The sequence below is a fragment of the Desulforamulus profundi genome (assembly GCF_002607855.1).
Genome location: NZ_AWQQ01000049.1, coordinates 61,198 through 77,698 on the forward strand (window position 1 = coordinate 61,198; position 16,501 = coordinate 77,698).

21 protein-coding genes and 2 pseudogenes are annotated in these 16,501 nt (G+C 48.3%); 4 read left to right on the forward strand and 19 right to left on the reverse strand.

The genetic code is table 11. The features are described from left to right. The first annotated feature begins 140 nt into the window (after window positions 1-140). Complete coding sequence (locus P378_RS08655) at window positions 141-902, forward strand: CpaE/TadZ family protein (RefSeq protein WP_238473053.1); 762 nt, start codon at window positions 141-143, stop codon at window positions 900-902. Between the two features lie 68 nt (window positions 903-970). Here P378_RS08655 and P378_RS08660 read toward each other — a convergent pair. Further along, window positions 971-2,346 (reverse strand): annotated as a pseudogene (locus P378_RS08660) (phage-shock protein). A gap of 372 nt (window positions 2,347-2,718) precedes the next feature. On the opposite strand from P378_RS08660, the gene P378_RS21450 reads away from it, so the two are divergent. Continuing rightward, on the forward strand, window positions 2,719-2,856 hold the full coding sequence (locus tag P378_RS21450; RefSeq protein WP_238473054.1) for a hypothetical protein: 138 nt from the start codon (window positions 2,719-2,721) through the stop codon (window positions 2,854-2,856). Between the two features lie 56 nt (window positions 2,857-2,912). Further along, window positions 2,913-3,380, forward strand: a complete 468-nt coding sequence (locus tag P378_RS08665; RefSeq protein ID WP_238473055.1) for a GNAT family N-acetyltransferase — start codon at window positions 2,913-2,915, stop codon at window positions 3,378-3,380. Window positions 3,381-3,519: 139 nt separating this feature from the next. On the opposite strand, the gene guaB is transcribed toward P378_RS08665, so the two are convergent. From guaB to cobU, 9 genes are all read right to left on the reverse strand, one after another. Further along, on the reverse strand, window positions 3,520-4,974 hold the full coding sequence (gene guaB, locus P378_RS08670; RefSeq protein WP_099082964.1) for an IMP dehydrogenase: 1,455 nt from the start codon (window positions 4,972-4,974) through the stop codon (window positions 3,520-3,522). Window positions 4,975-5,084: 110 nt separating this feature from the next. Beyond that, window positions 5,085-5,477: an FxsA family protein gene (locus tag P378_RS08675; RefSeq protein WP_099082965.1), complete on the reverse strand. Its 393-nt coding sequence runs from the start codon at window positions 5,475-5,477 to the stop codon at window positions 5,085-5,087. A 111-nt stretch (window positions 5,478-5,588) separates the two neighbouring features. Further along, on the reverse strand, window positions 5,589-5,813 hold the full coding sequence (locus tag P378_RS08680; protein WP_099082966.1) for a hypothetical protein: 225 nt from the start codon (window positions 5,811-5,813) through the stop codon (window positions 5,589-5,591). 118 nt (window positions 5,814-5,931) lie between these two features. After that, window positions 5,932-6,120, reverse strand: coding sequence for a hypothetical protein (locus tag P378_RS08685; protein ID WP_099082967.1), 189 nt, complete (start codon window positions 6,118-6,120; stop codon window positions 5,932-5,934). 24 nt (window positions 6,121-6,144) lie between these two features. Then, the gene (locus P378_RS19500) at window positions 6,145-6,732 is read right to left on the reverse strand and encodes a DEAD/DEAH box helicase (protein ID WP_420795988.1); all 588 of its coding nucleotides are present in this window, start codon (window positions 6,730-6,732) and stop codon (window positions 6,145-6,147) included. After that, the gene (locus P378_RS19505) at window positions 6,695-7,399 is read right to left on the reverse strand and encodes a hypothetical protein (RefSeq protein ID WP_180261036.1); all 705 of its coding nucleotides are present in this window, start codon (window positions 7,397-7,399) and stop codon (window positions 6,695-6,697) included. The genes P378_RS19500 and P378_RS19505 overlap by 38 nt, the downstream gene beginning before the upstream one ends. A gap of 73 nt (window positions 7,400-7,472) precedes the next feature. Then, window positions 7,473-9,143 carry an SWIM zinc finger family protein gene (locus P378_RS08695; RefSeq protein WP_099082968.1) on the reverse strand — a complete coding sequence of 557 codons (1,671 nt, stop codon included), beginning with the start codon at window positions 9,141-9,143 and terminating at the stop codon, window positions 7,473-7,475. An 89-nt stretch (window positions 9,144-9,232) separates the two neighbouring features. Then, on the reverse strand, window positions 9,233-9,853 hold the full coding sequence (cobC, locus tag P378_RS08700) for an alpha-ribazole phosphatase (protein WP_099082969.1): 621 nt from the start codon (window positions 9,851-9,853) through the stop codon (window positions 9,233-9,235). Window positions 9,854-9,873: 20 nt separating this feature from the next. Then, a complete protein-coding gene (gene cobU, locus P378_RS08705; protein ID WP_099082970.1) occupies window positions 9,874-10,446 on the reverse strand; it encodes a bifunctional adenosylcobinamide kinase/adenosylcobinamide-phosphate guanylyltransferase in 573 nt (190 codons plus the stop codon). 154 nt (window positions 10,447-10,600) lie between these two features. Between cobU and P378_RS08710 the strand changes: the two genes are divergently transcribed. Then, the gene (locus P378_RS08710) at window positions 10,601-11,125 is read left to right on the forward strand and encodes an HD domain-containing protein (protein ID WP_099082971.1); all 525 of its coding nucleotides are present in this window, start codon (window positions 10,601-10,603) and stop codon (window positions 11,123-11,125) included. Between the two features lie 39 nt (window positions 11,126-11,164). Here P378_RS08710 and P378_RS08715 read toward each other — a convergent pair whose 3' ends face one another. From P378_RS08715 to P378_RS08745, 9 genes and pseudogenes are all read right to left on the reverse strand, one after another. Further along, window positions 11,165-11,431, reverse strand: coding sequence for a translation initiation factor 2 (locus tag P378_RS08715; protein WP_099082972.1), 267 nt, complete (start codon window positions 11,429-11,431; stop codon window positions 11,165-11,167). A gap of 67 nt (window positions 11,432-11,498) precedes the next feature. Beyond that, a pseudogene (locus P378_RS08720) lies at window positions 11,499-12,663 on the reverse strand (LL-diaminopimelate aminotransferase). 47 nt (window positions 12,664-12,710) lie between these two features. Next, window positions 12,711-12,959, reverse strand: a complete 249-nt coding sequence (locus P378_RS21455) for a PHP domain-containing protein (protein WP_238473065.1) — start codon at window positions 12,957-12,959, stop codon at window positions 12,711-12,713. After that, complete coding sequence (locus P378_RS08725) at window positions 12,911-13,531, reverse strand: PHP domain-containing protein (protein WP_238473056.1); 621 nt, start codon at window positions 13,529-13,531, stop codon at window positions 12,911-12,913. Before P378_RS08725 ends, P378_RS21455 begins: the two co-directional genes overlap by 49 nt. Before the next feature lie 104 nt (window positions 13,532-13,635). Further along, complete coding sequence (locus P378_RS22860) at window positions 13,636-14,130, reverse strand: dipeptidase (protein ID WP_274378668.1); 495 nt, start codon at window positions 14,128-14,130, stop codon at window positions 13,636-13,638. Beyond that, window positions 14,127-14,570, reverse strand: coding sequence for a dipeptidase (locus P378_RS22865; protein WP_274378671.1), 444 nt, complete (start codon window positions 14,568-14,570; stop codon window positions 14,127-14,129). The genes P378_RS22860 and P378_RS22865 overlap by 4 nt, the downstream gene beginning before the upstream one ends. A gap of 102 nt (window positions 14,571-14,672) precedes the next feature. Then, window positions 14,673-14,933: a stage V sporulation protein S gene (locus tag P378_RS08735; protein ID WP_008413380.1), complete on the reverse strand. Its 261-nt coding sequence runs from the start codon at window positions 14,931-14,933 to the stop codon at window positions 14,673-14,675. Window positions 14,934-15,059: 126 nt separating this feature from the next. Beyond that, on the reverse strand, window positions 15,060-15,839 hold the full coding sequence (locus P378_RS08740; protein ID WP_099082973.1) for a TIGR00282 family metallophosphoesterase: 780 nt from the start codon (window positions 15,837-15,839) through the stop codon (window positions 15,060-15,062). A 17-nt stretch (window positions 15,840-15,856) separates the two neighbouring features. Further along, window positions 15,857-16,375, reverse strand: coding sequence for a hypothetical protein (locus P378_RS08745; protein WP_099082974.1), 519 nt, complete (start codon window positions 16,373-16,375; stop codon window positions 15,857-15,859). Window positions 16,376-16,501: the final 126 nt, after the last annotated feature.

A 16,501-nucleotide genomic window follows, 5' to 3' on the forward strand; every position in this document is an offset into this window, starting at 1 on the left:
AACTCAAAAACAGACTTATTTAAAGGAATTTTTTAGGTTATTGTAATTAATTAGTAATTGTGGCATAGTAGGATATAATTAATAATGGTGTGATATTATACATTTATCTCGTGTAGTGATAAAAATATACAGGAGGCGATATGATGAAAACAATCATGGTACACAGTATTCACCGGGGTGAAGGAAAAACGAAAGTAGCCAAGGAATTGGCAGGTTATACGCAATTGCAGGGAAATAAAGTTCTTCTGGCCGACCTGGATTTCATTACCGACCCACACAGCCGGGCTCTGGGCCTGCCCAGTTCCCCCAACCTGGAAGACCTGCTGAAGGACATTGATGCGGAAGCGGAAAAAAATCCTTATTTCGCCATTAACTTCAGTGAAGATAAACTGAGAAGCTATTTACTGACCCACAACACCGGCCTGAAAGTACTGTCCAGTGAAAACGCCAAAGAACTGGCCGAGAATGAAGAAATTGCCCATAAGATAAGGACTGTGGTACGAAACCTCAAGCAGCTGCCCTATGATATGCTGGTGATCGATACAGACAGCAGCAACCGGGATTATAACCAGGTCATCTTAGAAGAAGCTGACCATGTGCTGATTGTTATGGATAACTTCAGATACAACGTAAAGGACCTGATCCTCTACTTGCATAAATTACAAAATATGGGTTACTCCACAGAAAACTTTAAAATTGTCTTAAACAAGGTGCCGGACCCCATTCAGGTTACCATTGATGAAATCGAGAAGGATTCCGGCCTGCCGGTCATCGGCATTGTGCCGGTTCTGGATAAAACCTACCACCCCTCCCCGGAAACTGAAAATATTTACCTGAATGTGGCGGACCCCAAAAACGTTGATTTTATCAATGCCATTAAGCAGATCGTGGCCGTTTTATAGTTTCCGAGCAAAATCAGGGTACACCTCCCGGTGCACCCTGATTTTTGCGATCGTTAAGTCCTGTCCTATTACCAGCCGAAGAGACTGCTGACTTTACTGAAAAATCGTACCAGAGGCCGGTTCAGTTTTGCTTCCAACTCGTGTTTTTCAGCCTGCACCCGGCTCAGTTCCTGCTGGGTTAAACGGAGGGATTTCTGCAGGTCTTCTCCACCCTCCAGAGCCTCCTTCAGATCGTTGCTGAGCGTATTGATGTCCCTCTGCAGCTTGCGCTCTTCAATACTGGCCAGCTCTTGATATTTTTCAATTTTTTGTTTTAGCTCTACGATTTCAGTCTGCAGTTCTGCCACCCTGGTGCTGTAGCGTTCCTTCAACTCAGCCAGCCGGGCCTTATTTTCCCGGTCCCGTTCCTTGTATTGTTGGAGCTTGGAAAACAAGCCTTCCAAACCGGTTTGATTTTTTTCGGCCAATTCTTTTAACCTTGCGCTTTCGTTTTCCATCTCCTTGCATTTGCGAACCCATAATCTGCACTGGTAGAGAATGCTGTTGGCCTTATTCTCTGTTCTCTCCAGTTCGTGCCTGTACCGTAAGATTTCCTTTTTGCGGAGGTTTAGCAGCAGGTCCTTTTCGGACAGCTGCGTTGCCAGGTGATTGTACTGTTCAACCACCGAGCCCTTTGGGCCAGTGCCGCGGCGGCTTCCCTCTGGGCTGAACCCAATTCATTTAACTGCAGCACCATTTTCTCATTCTTTTGCAGCAGTTTGGACCGGTCATTTTGCCACTGTTTCTTTTGTTTGTTTAAAATATTTAAATACCGCTTTACCAGATCATCGTACAATGCATGGCCCTGTTGATTATAAGTCCAAACATTGCCGCTTCTTTCGAAATAGGGAAATTTGTTTAACACTTGCTGCACGGTTGCCCTGGTGGTTTGCCGCCATTCATTGACACATTCGAAAACCTGCTGGGTGGACAGCCCCCCTTGATGCATCTTGAGCGCTTTGATGACCAGATGCTTTAAAGAATACTGTTCTGCATCAACATTCCATTCGGTCAACCCCCAACTACCGTTATCCAATTGGACAAACCGCCCGTCCGGCATTAAAGCAGCCTCTTCGGCCAATTTCCGCACTCTCTTCTTTCTGGCCACAGGATTGGTTACCACCTGGCGCAGCCCGATAGGCTGCTGGCGTTTGATTAACATTTGATAAAAGTGATCGTTTTCGGGATAACCCTGTAATTTTAAACGCCACTTGCCGTTTTCATCGCTATAAAAGCAGGCGTGTTGTTTTAAGCACAGTTTGATTTTTTCAATCACCTTAGCAGTTGAATAATCCTGCAGCATCTTCTTCTGTACATAGGGGGCGATTTCTTCAACGGATAATCCATCAAAGAAGAAAAGTGTCTTTTTTAAAACATCTGTTAGGGAATTAAGTTTTGTGGTCACTGAACCCCATCACCTTCCTGTACTATAATTAAACGGCAAAAATAGAATTATATGCCTTTTCATACTTACTTATTCCCTTTCTCGTCGCAGTTCCCTGCCGCTTAATTGTAAAATTTTTCCTACAAGTTTCGGTGACTCTTTACAAAGGAGACTCAAAATCAGCACCATTCCTGAGATTTCTGTCGTTACACTTGGGAAAACAAAAAGTCCTGTCAGAAAAACGTAAATTGTTTAGTATAAGAACCTCCCTAAAAAAAGGTTGCTAAATGCTTGTAAATTTAGGTACAAGTAACATATAATAAATTAAAAGGTCGTTTTTTAAACCTTAACGGTCGGTAATCCTGTCTAAGTTGTAAGTAAGGGGGGATCACGATGAGTATTGCCTTCAGCCCTGATACCAAAAGACCAAACAACAATAAGGTGATTAAAATGGAAAACGGTGTGCTCAGAACATCCAGAGGCATTATTCATATGGAGGTCCCTGTAGCAGCGATTACATCTCTCGCTTAACCATGGACCCCGGTCTGAAAAATTTCCGCCCCCCCGCCAGGCAGCAGGAAGCATTAATGCTCATTTCCGACCTGCCGGAAGGCAAAGTCTTCATTGCCAGGTTTCAGGACAAAATCATCGGTTATGTAACTTTTCATGCCCCTGATGAGTACAGCCGGTGGAGCAAGCACCCTTACGTCCTTGAGTTAGGCGCCGTGGAAGTAAGCCCGGAATGGAGAAACGATAAAATTGCCCATTATTTACTTATGGCGGCCTTTTCCCACAACTTTGTGGAAGACCATATCGTTGTTACCATTGTATTTTGCTGGCATTGGGATTTGAAAAACAGCGGCCTCACCATGATGAACTACCAAAAGATGATGACCCGACTGTTTTCTGCTGTAGGGTTGATGAAAATGGCTACCGACGATCCGGACATCACGGAACATCCCGCCAATGTGTTGATGGTTAGGTTTGGCAAAAATGTGCCAAAGGAAGCCATCCAGCGATTTGAAAAACTGACCTTCCTAAACCGGGGCCGATGATTTGAGAAGTGAGATGTGAGAGGATAGAGGTGAGAAATCTTACGTCTATAGGCTATTTCTTTGATAAAGTAGTTGGGTGTATCATTTATTAATTTCAAAAAATTTAAGTCCACGGAGGTATGCCCCGTGGACTTTTTGCTTATAAACTGTAGTTGGGTGATTCCTTGGTAATATGCACGCCGTGCGGGTGGCTTTCCTTTAGGCCTGCCGGGGTAATGCGGATAAACCTGGCATTGGTTTTAAGCTCCTCAATGCTCCGGCTGCCGGTATAACCCATACCGGCCTTTAAACCGCCCACCAGTTGGAAGATGGAATCAGATAGGGCACCCTTAAAAGGAACACGGCCTTCCACACCCTCGGGCACCATTTTCTTGGCCTGCTCCTGGAAGTAGCGGTCGCCGCTTCCCTCTTTCATGGCGCCCAGAGAACCCATGCCGCGATAGACCTTGTAGCTGCGGCCCTGGTAAATTTCTTTTTCCCCGGGGCTTTCTTCGGTGCCCGCCAGGATGCTGCCCAGCATAACTACGCTGGCGCCGGCGGCGATGGCTTTCACAATGTCTCCGGAATACTTAATGCCGCCGTCCGCAATCACCGGGACGCCATATTTGGCCGCTTCCTGGGCGCAATCATAAACCGCGGTAATTTGCGGTACCCCGACACCTGCCACCACCCTGGTGGTACAGATAGAACCGGGACCGATTCCCACCTTAACGGCATCCGCCCCGGCAGCAATCAAATCTCTGGTGGCTTCGGCAGTGGCTACATTGCCGGCGATAATGTTTAAATCCGGGTAGGCAGACCGGATGTTTTTAACGGTTTGCACGACCATGTGGGAATGACCGTGGGCGGTATCCACCACGATGATATCCACCTTGGCATTGACCAGTGCCTGCACCCTTTCCATGGTATCGGAAGCCACGCCCACCGCTGCGGCAACCCTCAGGCGTCCCCGCTCATCCTTGGCGGCGTTGGGGTATTCCTTGGCCTTTTTAATGTCTTTGATTGTGATTAAACCTCGCAGGTTATAGTGCTCGTCCACGATGGGGAGCTTTTCCACCTTGTGCCTCATAAGAATTTGTTTGGCTTCTTCCAGGGTGGTGCCCACCGGCGCGGTGATCAGGTTGTCTTTGGTCATGACATCGCTGCAAGGACGGTCATCGCTGGTCTCAAAGCGGAGGTCCCGGTTAGTCAGAATGCCTACCAGTTTGCCGTCCACCGTAATAGGCACCCCTGAAATGTGATATCTCTCCATCAATTCGTGGGCCTCCCGAACAGGACTTTCGGGGGAAAGAAAAATGGGATCGGTAATAATCCCGTGTTCCGACCGTTTTACCCGGTCAACCTCCATGGCCTGGCGTGCAATGGACATGTTTTTGTGAATGACCCCGATGCCGCCCTCCCGGGCGATGGCAATGGCCATGCGTGATTCAGTCACGGTGTCCATCCCGGCACTCATGATGGGGACATTTAGTTTAACTCGTTTGGTAAGGTAGGTAGAGGTGTCAACTTCCCTCGGCAATACTTCGGAAGCTGCAGGAATCAGCAATACATCATCAAATGTCAGTCCGGATTTGGCAAATTTCTCTGGATACAACTCTAACTCTCCCTTCTTTATGATAAAAGCTGGTCAAAAATTATATTCGTTTATTATATCACAGGTAGTTTAACGATACTAGGAAATTGTCATTATAAAGACCTTAAACCCTACCATTTTATCCTGAGCAGTCTGCCCGGTAGAAAAGACCTGAGGATAAAGCTCTTTAATTTGAGCCTTAAAACGCGGCGGACAGGTTCAAATAAGATGGCCAATCCAACAAAGTCTGTCAATAACCCGGGCGTCAAAAGCAGCAGACCGCTGGCCAGTACCAGCAGACCGTCCAATAAAGAAGTGGTGGGTACCTGCCCCAGGGATATTTCCTGCTTGATCTTGCCCACCACCGCAAACCCCTGGGTCCTGACCAGGAAAATGCCCAGTAATCCCAGAACAATCAAGATTCCCAGGGTGGTCCAAAAACCAAACCGCCTTCCCGTTTCAACCAGGATCAGCATTTCGATGATGGGAACAGCCAGGAGTAAGATCAAAAATCTTCGCAACAAAGATAAAAACCTCCCGTACTTAAACAACTGATTAAGCAGTACCCTCGGAAAAAGAGACCCCTTTCCGCGAGGGCAACGGGAAGTGAGTCTGAGTTTTATGCAAATAAGAAATTAGTCTTGTCCCATAATGGAGCCAATGCCACGGGTCCAAAAATGTTCTTTTAAATAGCCGATACATTTGGGCTTTACACCGAATTCCTCTGCCATTTCTTCGTCAGACCTGTTATTCTTTATACCGTCAATCAGAGCATTAAAGTTTACACCCACTTCATTGGCCTTGGTTTCCAAACTGGGCTCCGTACTCCAGGGAACTCTGGATCTGAGATACTCTTCCATAAAATCTTTCCCTCCCCGCTGACTTGTTAAACCTAGTTTTTCTCGGCGGGGAGTCGATTATCCATGAAAAACAAAAACCACCCTGGGGGGGGCTATAAATGATATCCTATTTTTTCCTCTATTTGATCTGATCAATTACAGTCCGGTAAAAATGCTGCCAGGGGGGCGAGAGGTGACCGAGGTTCTCTGGTTCTCGGGACAAAAGTTCTGTTTCAACCGCCTGGTTGCCGGGATTGTCACCTTTGACCCGCGCTCTTTTTTGATGTAGCCTCTTCTTTTTCTTTTTATCCTCTTTTTTCTTCGACATCTGCCGTTACCTCTTTATACTCCTTTATGCCCCTATCCATTCCTTACGCAGGGCAAAAATTTCTCTTATTTCCTTCGTGGAAAGTTCCGTAATCCATGTTTCTCCGCCACAGACAATCTGCTGGTTCAAATCCTGCTTTTGCTCAATCATTTCGTCAATCCTTTCTTCCAGGGTACCCGGGCTAATAAATTTATGAACCTGTACCATCCGTCGCTGTCCAATCCGGTGGGAACGGTCGGTGGCCTGGTTTTCTACCGCCGGGTTCCACCAGCGGTCAAAGTGAAAGACATGATTGGCAGCGGTCAGGTTTAGCCCCAGCCCTCCCGCCTTCAAGGACAGAATAAAAATGTTGCAGGCTTCTTTGCCAACCAGAGACCGGTCCTGAAAACGAGCGATCATTTCGTCTCGTTGTACCCTGGGTGTCCCGCCATGGAGAAAGAAAACCCTCTCACGCAATTCTTTCTCAATAATTTGCTGAAGCATTTGCCCCATTCCCAAAAACTGAGTAAATATCAGACAGCGGTCTCCTTCCTTCCGGAGTTCCTCCACCATTTCCAAAAGGCGTTGAACCTTGTTAGAACGTTCCCTCGGTTTTACAGGAAGAGTTTGAATTCAGGAATTCCCAGGTTTCGTCCTCGGTTAATGCAGTACGCAGTCTGTCCGGTATGCCTGTACTTCTTCCCTTTTGATCCGCCAACCAGGGGATGAGTTTGATCCATTTTTTCGTGTCCTGGTGTATCCTCCCCAAATGAGGTATCCATTCAGGGGGCATTTTTTCGCCAGCCTGAAAATCAGTCCCTTCTTCAAGTTGCGCCGGCCCCCAAACGACCAGGCGGCTCGGGTCCTGCTGATCCTGAAGCAGTATGTTCAGCTGCCAGGGCGTATTTTCAGACGGCTCTATAATTTGCAGGCAGGTCCGGAAAGGGGTCAGATCCCTTTTCCAGCCAATGGCCTCCAGCCACTCCTCTTCATCGGAGATAACAGGGGGCAGGTTTGCTCCGGATTGCAGCAGGGGATATTGGCCTGCAAGTTCGTCCCAGCACTTGCGGACCTGTTGATTTTGTTCTATCAGCTCATTTATAATCCCGTCTGTCCAGTCCGACAGATAGGGCAGGTTTGCTCCGGTCTCTAAATCCGACGGCCAATCCAGTCTCCACCCCCGCCGGTCCGCCTGCCACCCGGCAAAGTCCGGTCGCCACCGGCCCTCTGCCAGAATCTCCTTAATAACCGGCGCATATTCCCGGAGTCGGATGATTTCTTCGCTCCACTGCCAGTCCACAGCCCTTATATGAGGGGGCTCAGCAAAAAAGTCCAATGCCTGACGGGGTGACAGATAAATGCCTGTCCAATTCTTATGCTGTATGGTTTCGATAAAGGAACCGTAAAAGGAAGGCCGGTGCCAGGCAAAGAGACAAAATTTTAAATCCGTTACGCCAAACTGGTAGACTTGTCCCTTTATTTGCTGCTCTCCCCAAACGAAGAATCCTCCCCGGGGCGGCCAGGTAGTTAATAAACTCGTCCCATTCCCGGCCCAGTTTTAATTTCTTATAAAGGGATCGTAATTTCTTAAGCAGTTTTACCGCTTCTTGGTAGGACTTGCGGTTTTTGCTTTCAATGAGCCTGGCGGCCCACTGGTGATACAGGGGCAGTAAGGCCGCGGGGTCCTTGTTTTCCAGCAGACGGGAATCAGCCGGCGATATATCGGCAGAATCACTGGCATATAAAATATTCAATTCCACCCAGTCTCTGTACAGCTTTAATTGTAGGAGCAGGTCGGCATAAAACCGGCGGCTTCTGGGTAGCCAGGTCTTGAGAACCCGTAAGGCCTCTTCCTGAACGCCGCTTTCTCCGGCTGCATCGTTCCAGTACTCACAGAGGATTTCAAATTCATGTCTGTCCGTGTGCTCAGCCCGAGGTAATAACCATCTCAACCATTCCAAAAGCCGCTGCCAATCTCCGACTCGCCGGAAGGAAGACAGATATTCAAACAAATCTCTTACCCTCAAGTTATCTAATTCTTGCAGAATAGACCGGGCTGCCGCGTCCTCGTTCTCCAACACCTTAAAGAAAACAAGGCCAAGTCCCGCCTTGTACCGATCCGGTGAAGGCGTAAGCAGCTTCCTTTTTAAGAAGGCCGTTTCCCTTTCCACCAGGGCAGGATGATACAGGATCGTCCCCCACAATACCCCGTGGATAAACCTCCAATCAAAAAGAGTCTGAGATGGTTGAAAATAGTGTTCTTGGACGGTCTCCAGGATCTTTTGTAAAAAAGGCCGCAAAACCTCTTTTTGTTCAATGGTAATTTTCGGTATATGATTTAATAACTCTTGCTCACAACGTTCGCAATAGGCCGGTTGGGAAGCAGTAAGAGAAAACCACTGGTGAGTCCGGTTGATCTTTTCCAAACGGTCCATGAGAAACAAAACGCTATGCAACCGGAATATTTCCCGTAGAGTAACAGGCCATCCGGAACTATGGGAAAACATCTTTTCCTGAAATTTTTCATATATGCCGGAAAAAACCAGATAATACTGTAACCCGTCCAGAAACTTATAACGAGAATGCTCATGTAGATTGATCATCTGCCCGTATACCAGTTCAAAATAGTGATGCCAGGCTTCCACCGAATCTTTCGGAAGCGGTTTTTTGACAGTGGTTTTGTCAAGTAATTCGACCGTCTTCTTTGCTGCTTGCTGCTTACGGTGTTCCTTGGCCTCTGCTAAAAAGGTGTCCGGCCATCGGTGACTGGAGTACAGGTAAAAAAAGACAGCAGCCAGGTGACTGCAGAAATCCTTTGCTCCGCAGGTGCAATAACTTTCCAGAAAATCATTCACGTCAATGGTGGCGGTATAGTATTGGTAGTCCCGAACCTGCGCTTGCACACTGTCACCATTGATCTGAACTGCTTTTAGCCTGCATTTCTTAAACTGCTCCAATCCCTCTTCAAGGGTAAATAAATCCACATATTCTTTAATGTTCTCAACCAGGTTTAAGAATTTTTCTTTTGAAAGTTTAGCAAACATTTCCTGTACCTCAATTGATTAATTCTATTTGGTTATGACACCTTACCCGGCAGAAAACAATGTTGTTTCTGTATCTCCTTCGGGACCGGTCAACTTTCATCAGGCAAATGGCAGGTGTCATTAAACAGTTCCAAAATGGCTTTGTCCGAACCGTGGTATTTCAGAATGGTTAATGAGACGTTATCCAAACGTAATTTCCAAAAAAAATTCAAATCCAACCCCAGGGCAATGCCCACGATAATTCGGATGACCCCGCCGTGGGCCGCCACCACAACCGTTTCCCCGGCATGGCGGTTGAGGATATCGGTGATGGCCCTGGTGCAGCGGTCCACCACCTGCTGCAGCCGTTCTCCGGCGGGAATCTGGGTGGTTAACGGGGTGGTCCACCACTGGGTGCTGAGTTCGCCGTAGGCTTCGGCAATTTCCTTAAAGGTAAGACCTTCCCACTGGCCGAAATTGATTTCCCGCAATTCCGGCAGGTAGTAGACGGTTCCCTGGTGGGGTTCCGCCAGAATTTCGGCGGTTTCCCTGGCCCGGGACAAATCGCTGCTGTAGAAGGCATCTATTTTCAGGCTGCTGAGGCGTGCCGCCAGGGTTCTGGCCTGTTCTCTGCCGCGCTCAGTCAGCGGAATGTCCGAGTGGCCCTGAAATTTTCCACCGGCGTTCCAGGCTGTTTCGCCATGACGCACCAGGTAGATCCCGGTCTTCACCGTCATCAATCCTTTCTCTGTTAAATGGTAGATGCTCGGGATTTTAATTCAATGGGCAGCCCCGCTGCCACAAAGTAAACCTCATCGGCATATTGAGCCATCAGCTGATTGGCTGCACCGGCCACATCCCGGAAGGCACGGCCCAACGGGTTATCCGGCACCAATCCCAGGCCCACTTCATTGCTTACCACAATGACACTGGACGGTCTGCCTTGACAGGTAATAGCCAGTTGACCAACAAGATTTAACATATATTTCTCCTTGTCCGGCCAGGGGGTGCCGGAACCGGGTACAGCATCGTTCAATAATAAATTGGTTAACCAAAGAGTAAGGCAATCCAGCAGCAGGACATCGTACCGGTTTGCTGACTCCTCCACTGCTTCAATGACATGCAGTGTTTCCTCTCTGGTATCCCAGATGGCCGGACGCCTTTCCCGGTGAACCTGCACCCGCCGGGCCATTTCCTCATCATAAACTGCCGCAGTGGCCAGGTAAAGGATTTTATTCCCCCGCTGATGGGCCAAGCTCTCTGCAAACTGACTTTTGCCGCTGCGGCTGCCGCCTAAAACCAGGACCAGTTTTCCATGATTCATTTGAGCTGTCCTTCCTTGTCGTTGCATATCGCATCAAATTCCATTATGATGGGTTTGGTAGGTATAATAATTCCTTTACTTGATTTCTTCCAGTACCGGGAAAACTCCTGCCATTCATGATGTATTTTGTTGCAATATACCGGAGGATAAAAAGGTGGTTCTAAACAGAGTCCTGCAGTTTTGGCACGCTCTCTTCAGCAAAGTGGGGCCAGGTGAAATAAGCTTTGTCAAAACGCATTTAAATCCTGAAGAACAGTCCCTGTTTTTTAGCATGGACCGGCCAACCCAAACCCACTGTGTAAGGGTGGCCCGGACCTGCTTAAAGTTATTGCCTGAGTATCCCCAGGTAAACAGAAGACTGCTCATGAAAGCCGCCCTATTGCATGACGTGGGCAAACCCGCCAATCTTATTAAAACCATGGACAAGGTTTTCATCGTAGTCATGACAACGCTGGCACCAAGGCTGTATGACAGGATGCTGCGGCAAAAACTTTTCTACGGACATTTTTTTCAGGCCGCCGCCGCACACGCCAATCACCCGCAGGCCGGGGCCGCCATTGCCAGGCGGGTCAACCTGTCCCCGGATGTGGTCTGTCTCATCGAGAACCATCACCGGCCGCAACAGGCCGGGGATCCTCCGGAACTGCAGATTCTCAGGCAAGCGGATGCTTTGCATTAATTGAAGTGAAATAAAAACACCGCCTGAGGCGGTTTTACATTACATTTCCGTCAGAATGTCCTCCAGCCGGTTCTGTAACTCGACAATTCTGCGGTTTTGTTTCAATAAGCTCTGGGCATATCGGTAATTGTCTTTGTGAAGCTTGCGGTTTTCCTTCTCCAATCGGGTGACAAAGGTGGATTTATCCTTTTCGATTTTCTCTATCAAGTTCATTAACACCCGACGGCTAAGCCGAAGCTGCTCTATTTTTTCTTCCAGTTCCTGAATCCGCTTCTGCAGATACTGAAGATCCGCATTGCCGTTCAAAACAACACCACCCCTTAAATCCCGCTTACAGTAGTATATGCTAGGGGGTGATGTTGTAGACATTCAACTAGCTGAACTGGAACAAAGAAGCAACCCTTTCGATGGCCTCCCGCAAATCTTCCTCTTTCTGCACCATGGCGATGCGCACGTAACCTTCTCCCTGGGCCCCAAAGGCTACCCCGGGCACCATCAGGATGCCGGTTTTATCTAAGAACTCCAGGCAGAAATCCATGGAGGAACGGTACCCTCCGGGCAGCGGCGCCCAGATAAACATGGAGGCCTGCGGTTTCGGCATTTGCCAGCCAGTTTGCCCAGGCCCTCCACCAGAATGTCCCGCCGTCTCTGGTAGGTGGCAGCGGTTTGCCGGACGCATTCCTGGTCACCGGTTAAGGCGGCGATGCCTGCCTCCTGTACGGCGGAAAAAACACCATAATCAATGTTGGACTTAATACGCCCCAGGGCATGCAAAATATTTGCATTGCCCACCGCAAAACCGATGCGGCAGCCGGCCATGTTATAGGTCTTTGATAAGGAATAAAACTCAATGCCCACCTCTTTGGCTCCGGGTACTTCCAGGAAACTCATGGGTTTAAAACCATCGTAGGCCAGTTCGGCGTAGGCCACATCATGGCAGACCACAATATCATAGGTTTTGGCAAAATCCACAACCTCTTTATAGAAATCCGCATTGGCAGAAGCGGCCACCGGGTTGTTGGGATAGTTGATGGTCATCATCCTGGCCCGTTTGGCCACTGCCGGCGGGATAACGGTGAAATCCGGCAGAAAACGGTTCTTCTCCAGCAGCGGCATGGGATATAGCTCACCCTCGGCCAGCAAAATAGAGGCTGCGTAAATGGGATAACCCGGGTCCGGCACCAGAGCGATATCACCGGGGTTGATGTAAGCCAGGGCAACATGCGCCAGACCGTCCTGAGACCCCATGAGGGTTAAAACTTCCGTGGCCGGGTCCAAGACCACGTTAAACCTCTGTTTGTACCAGTGGGTCAGCGCCCGGTGCAGTTCCAGTTTCCCACTGAGGGGATAGGTGTAGTTGCAGGGGTTTTCCACACCCTTGCGCAGCGCTTCAATGATATGAGGGGCCGGGGGCAGGTCGGGACTTCCCACACTCAAATCAATGACCTTTACGCCTTTGACTTCCTTTTTGGCCTTAGCCTTTGCCATTTCCGTAAATATACCGGTGCCAACGCTTCCATCCGGCGTGCCAGTTTCATCTTTCTTTAACTCCGCTCCTGTATTTTGCATTATGCACAGACGGAAACTAATTTTTTCCGGCTGCAGTCTTTAACAATTGGACTGATTTATAGGGTGCCACAGCACCTCCAAGGATATTGCAGATGTCGTGGCCGGCTCCATGATAATCTGAACCCCCGGTGGGGATTAAATTATATTTTTTAGCCAGGTGATAATAGTGGTCCACCATCAGCGGGGTGTGATTGCGATGCCATACTTCAATTCCCTTTAGCCCGGCCTGGATGAGATCCGGCAGGAAGGGGTCCAGTTTAACCAACCGGGATGTGCCAGGACAGGAACTCCGTCGGCCTTCAGGATTAACTGAACGGCTTCCACCGGTGTAAGTTTTTCCCTGGGCACAAAAGCCGCTTTGCCAGCCCCGATGTAATTGGCAAAGGCCTCCTGCAGGGTTGAAACATATCCCTTTTCCAACAGGGCCCGTGCTACGTGGGGCCGCCCCACTGAACCCCCGGCTGCCAGTTCCAACACCCTGTCTAAGTCAATATTGATATCAAGGTTTCTTAATTTTGCAACCATTTTTTGGGTTCTTTCCAACCGTTCGCCCTGAAATTCCTCCAGTTTGGTCACAAATTCGTCGTTGTGGGGGTCGATCAAGTAACCCAGCACATGGACTTCATAGCCCTGAAAGTAAGTATTGACTTCCACGCCCGATAAAACTTCCAGCCTGAACCCGTTAGCCGCCTGCTGTGCTTCCGTGACCCCGGACAGGGTATCATGGTCGGAAATCGCAATAGCTCTAAGCCCCAACTTCAAGGCCTTCTTGACCACTTCCCGGGGAGTGTCCGAACCGTCCGAAGCAGTGGTGTGGATATGCAAATCTGTGTACAAAAGAAATCACCGCTTTTTTCTTTCCAGTATTCCCAGATCGGAATGGCGACCATTCTATATTGTTTCTCGTTAACAAGCAAATTTCCTCCCCGGCAGCGCAAAGACTAACCGCAAACTTCCTTAAACAGGCGCAGCCAGTTGTCCCCTAAAATCTTCTCAATCTCTCCGGTTTTGTAGCCCCGTTTGGACAAAGCGCAGGCAATATTGGGGACTGCCACGCTGGCGTCATGCAGGTCTTCGGTGGTGAGATCAATGCCGTCAAAATCCGAACCAAGGCCGATGCAGGAAATCCCGGCAATTTTATAGATATGGTCAATATGGTCCAGCAGCCTGTGGATGGACGGTTGATTGACATCGATAAACTGGGGCACATAAGTGACGCCGATCACCCCGCCGCTTTCCGCAACGGCCTTAATTTGTTTGTCGGTTAAATTGCGGGGATGGTCACAAATCTGCCTGCAATTGGAGTGGGTTGCCGTGACGGGAGTCTTAACCTCGGTTATCACATCCCAAAAACCGGGTTCGGCCAGGTGGGACACGTCAATCATCATGCCAAGGGCAGCCATCCGCTGCACCACCTGCCGCCCCAGGTGCGTCAAACCGTTGGCCGCAGGCCCATTCCTACCCCATCGGCCAGTTCGTTTCTGCCGTTCCAGGTCAGGGTTAACCCCCTTACCCCTAGGTTATAAAAAAGATCCAGCTGTTCAATCCTGCCGTTAAGCGCTTCCCCGCCTTCTATGGTAAGGACCGCAGAGGTCTTTTTCTTCTGCAGTGTATTTTCTATATCTCTATAACAACGGACATGTTCGATTTCAGGTTGATTAATTTTTATCTCCTCGTTAAACAAATCGATGATTTCGTTGACATAGCCGGCCGGGTCACTACTGCATTCAGGTCCTACAAAGACCGCAAAAAATTGAACATCGATGCCACCCTTGCGCAAACGGGGCAGATCCAAATGTCCATGGGGTGATTGCATACCCAGTGTTCTTTTTTGCTGGGACAACACGGTTAACGTATCACAGTGTCCGTCTACCACGGGCAACCGACATCCCTCCTTTCCACAAGCTAAAAATCCACAGGAAGCAAGAAACCTGTTTGCAACGTTAGCAAACAGGTTGTACCGAACTGACTAATTAATTTATCTGGGTTCTACAATCAGCTTAATCGCTGTTCTTTCATCACCGTCTATGATTACGTCAGTAAAGGCAGGGATGCAAATCAAATCAACTCCACTGGGGGCCACAAAACCTCTGGCAATTGCTATAGCTTTTACTGCCTGGTTTAATGCACCTGCACCAATGGCCTGCATTTCGGCACAACCGCGCTCCCTTAGCACACCAGCCAGTGCCCCGGCTACAGAATTTGGATTGGACTTTGCTGAAACTTTTAAGACTTCCATGCTGAAACCCTCCTTAGTTAGTTTGGATGATTGCTCTAATCCCTGTATTGATTTTATTCTGCAGAATCCTAAAAATTCCTGCTATTGTAAGAAATTTATAAATTTTGTGCGAGGGCGTTCTAAAATCTATTCTAAATCAAATATACGTTCAATTTTAATGGCTGTTCCACTGGCGGGGTCCACATCAATGACCACCGCGTTTAATTGATAAGGACTTTCCGCAGCCTCGAACCGCCGGGGCATCTGCGTCATAAATTTCTCAATCACCAGGTGGGTGGTGACACCAATCACCGAATCCCTTGGCCCGGTCATCCCGATATCGGTGATATAGGCACTGCCATTGGGTAAAATGCGCTCATCCGCTGTCTGGACATGGGTATGTGTGCCACAAATGGCCGTTACCCGCCCGTCCAGGTACCAGCCCATAGCAACCTTCTCGGAAGTGGCTTCGGCATGAAAATCCACAAAAATGATCCGGGTTTTGTCTTTTATTTTTTCAAGAATATGATCAACGGTCCTGAAGGGGCAATCCAATTCCTGCATATAAATCCTGCCCGAGACATTGACAACCGCGACCGAGTGCCCCAGTTTGGTTTCAAAAATATGGAAACCTGCTCCCGGTGTACCAGGGGGATAATTGGCCGGTCGCAGGAGCCGCTTTTCTTTATCAATATAAGTTATAATTTCTTTTTTATTCCAAACATGATTTCCCATGGTAAAGACATCGATGCCGGCGGCATAGAGCTGCTTGGCAATTTCTTTGGTAATGCCATGCCCGCTGGCGGCGTTTTCCCCGTTGGCAATAACGAAGTCAATGTCGCGTTCGTTACGAATATAACTCAGGTTGTCCAGCACGGCCCTTCTGCCCGGTCGGCCCACAATGTCTCCGATCATTAAGACACGCAATTTTTTAGAAAGCCCCCTTACTTATTGAAAACCAGGACTCGGCCTTCTTCTCTGAAGGCGTACAACCTTTTATTTTCGGATTTTGTTTTAACACTTTCCAGCATATGTTCAATCAGTTCTTCTTGAACCACCAGATCCTCGTCCACCAGTTGGTCGCTTTCTTCTGTGATCAGACTCTTATGGATGGACTGCCGGAATAACTCAACCATAAGGGCAATTTCCTCTTGTACTAGTGTGTCCACATCCCTCTGAATTTCAATCATGGTAAGGTTGTCGGATATTTTGTAGTCAAGGTTGACAACCTGCGGGTATTTGCATTCCAGGGTATTGTAGACCTCAATACTGCTTAAAATGTTATGCTTCAGCTCATCAATCTCCGTATCCGATAAAACACCGGCGTACATAAAGGTAAATTTTAATACATGATTCTCGGGATCAAAATTAATCTTTGCCACTTCAGGATACCTGATCAAAATTGAGATCAACAAGCTAATACTGTTGGTCAGGTCTTCCTTCCCCTTGTAACAGAAATCCAAAAAATTTCACCACCCGTTTAAACTATCCAAATAAGTAATAATTCTTTGATTAACTATTCATTCCTGCCGCCGAATCCCCTGTTGGCAAAAAAACTTCGTTCCATTTCTGGATGTATTTGTAATACA

What these genes read in the sequence shown, in the direction of transcription:
- P378_RS21450 (WP_238473054.1), top strand. Translation starts at nt 2,719, where the DNA reads ATGAGTATTGCCTTCAGCCCTGATACCAAAAGACCAAACAACAATAAG.
- cobU (WP_099082970.1), bottom strand. Translation starts at nt 10,446, where the DNA reads ATGAATCATGGAAAACTGGTCCTGGTTTTAGGCGGCAGCCGCAGCGGC.
- P378_RS08735 (WP_008413380.1), bottom strand. Translation starts at nt 14,933, where the DNA reads ATGGAAGTCTTAAAAGTTTCAGCAAAGTCCAATCCAAATTCTGTAGCC.
- P378_RS08665 (WP_238473055.1), top strand. Translation starts at nt 2,913, where the DNA reads ATGCTCATTTCCGACCTGCCGGAAGGCAAAGTCTTCATTGCCAGGTTT.
- P378_RS08685 (WP_099082967.1), bottom strand. Translation starts at nt 6,120, where the DNA reads ATGTCGAAGAAAAAAGAGGATAAAAAGAAAAAGAAGAGGCTACATCAA.
- P378_RS08695 (WP_099082968.1), bottom strand. Translation starts at nt 9,143, where the DNA reads ATGTTTGCTAAACTTTCAAAAGAAAAATTCTTAAACCTGGTTGAGAAC.
- P378_RS08655 (WP_238473053.1), top strand. Translation starts at nt 141, where the DNA reads ATGATGAAAACAATCATGGTACACAGTATTCACCGGGGTGAAGGAAAA.
- P378_RS08680 (WP_099082966.1), bottom strand. Translation starts at nt 5,813, where the DNA reads ATGGAAGAGTATCTCAGATCCAGAGTTCCCTGGAGTACGGAGCCCAGT.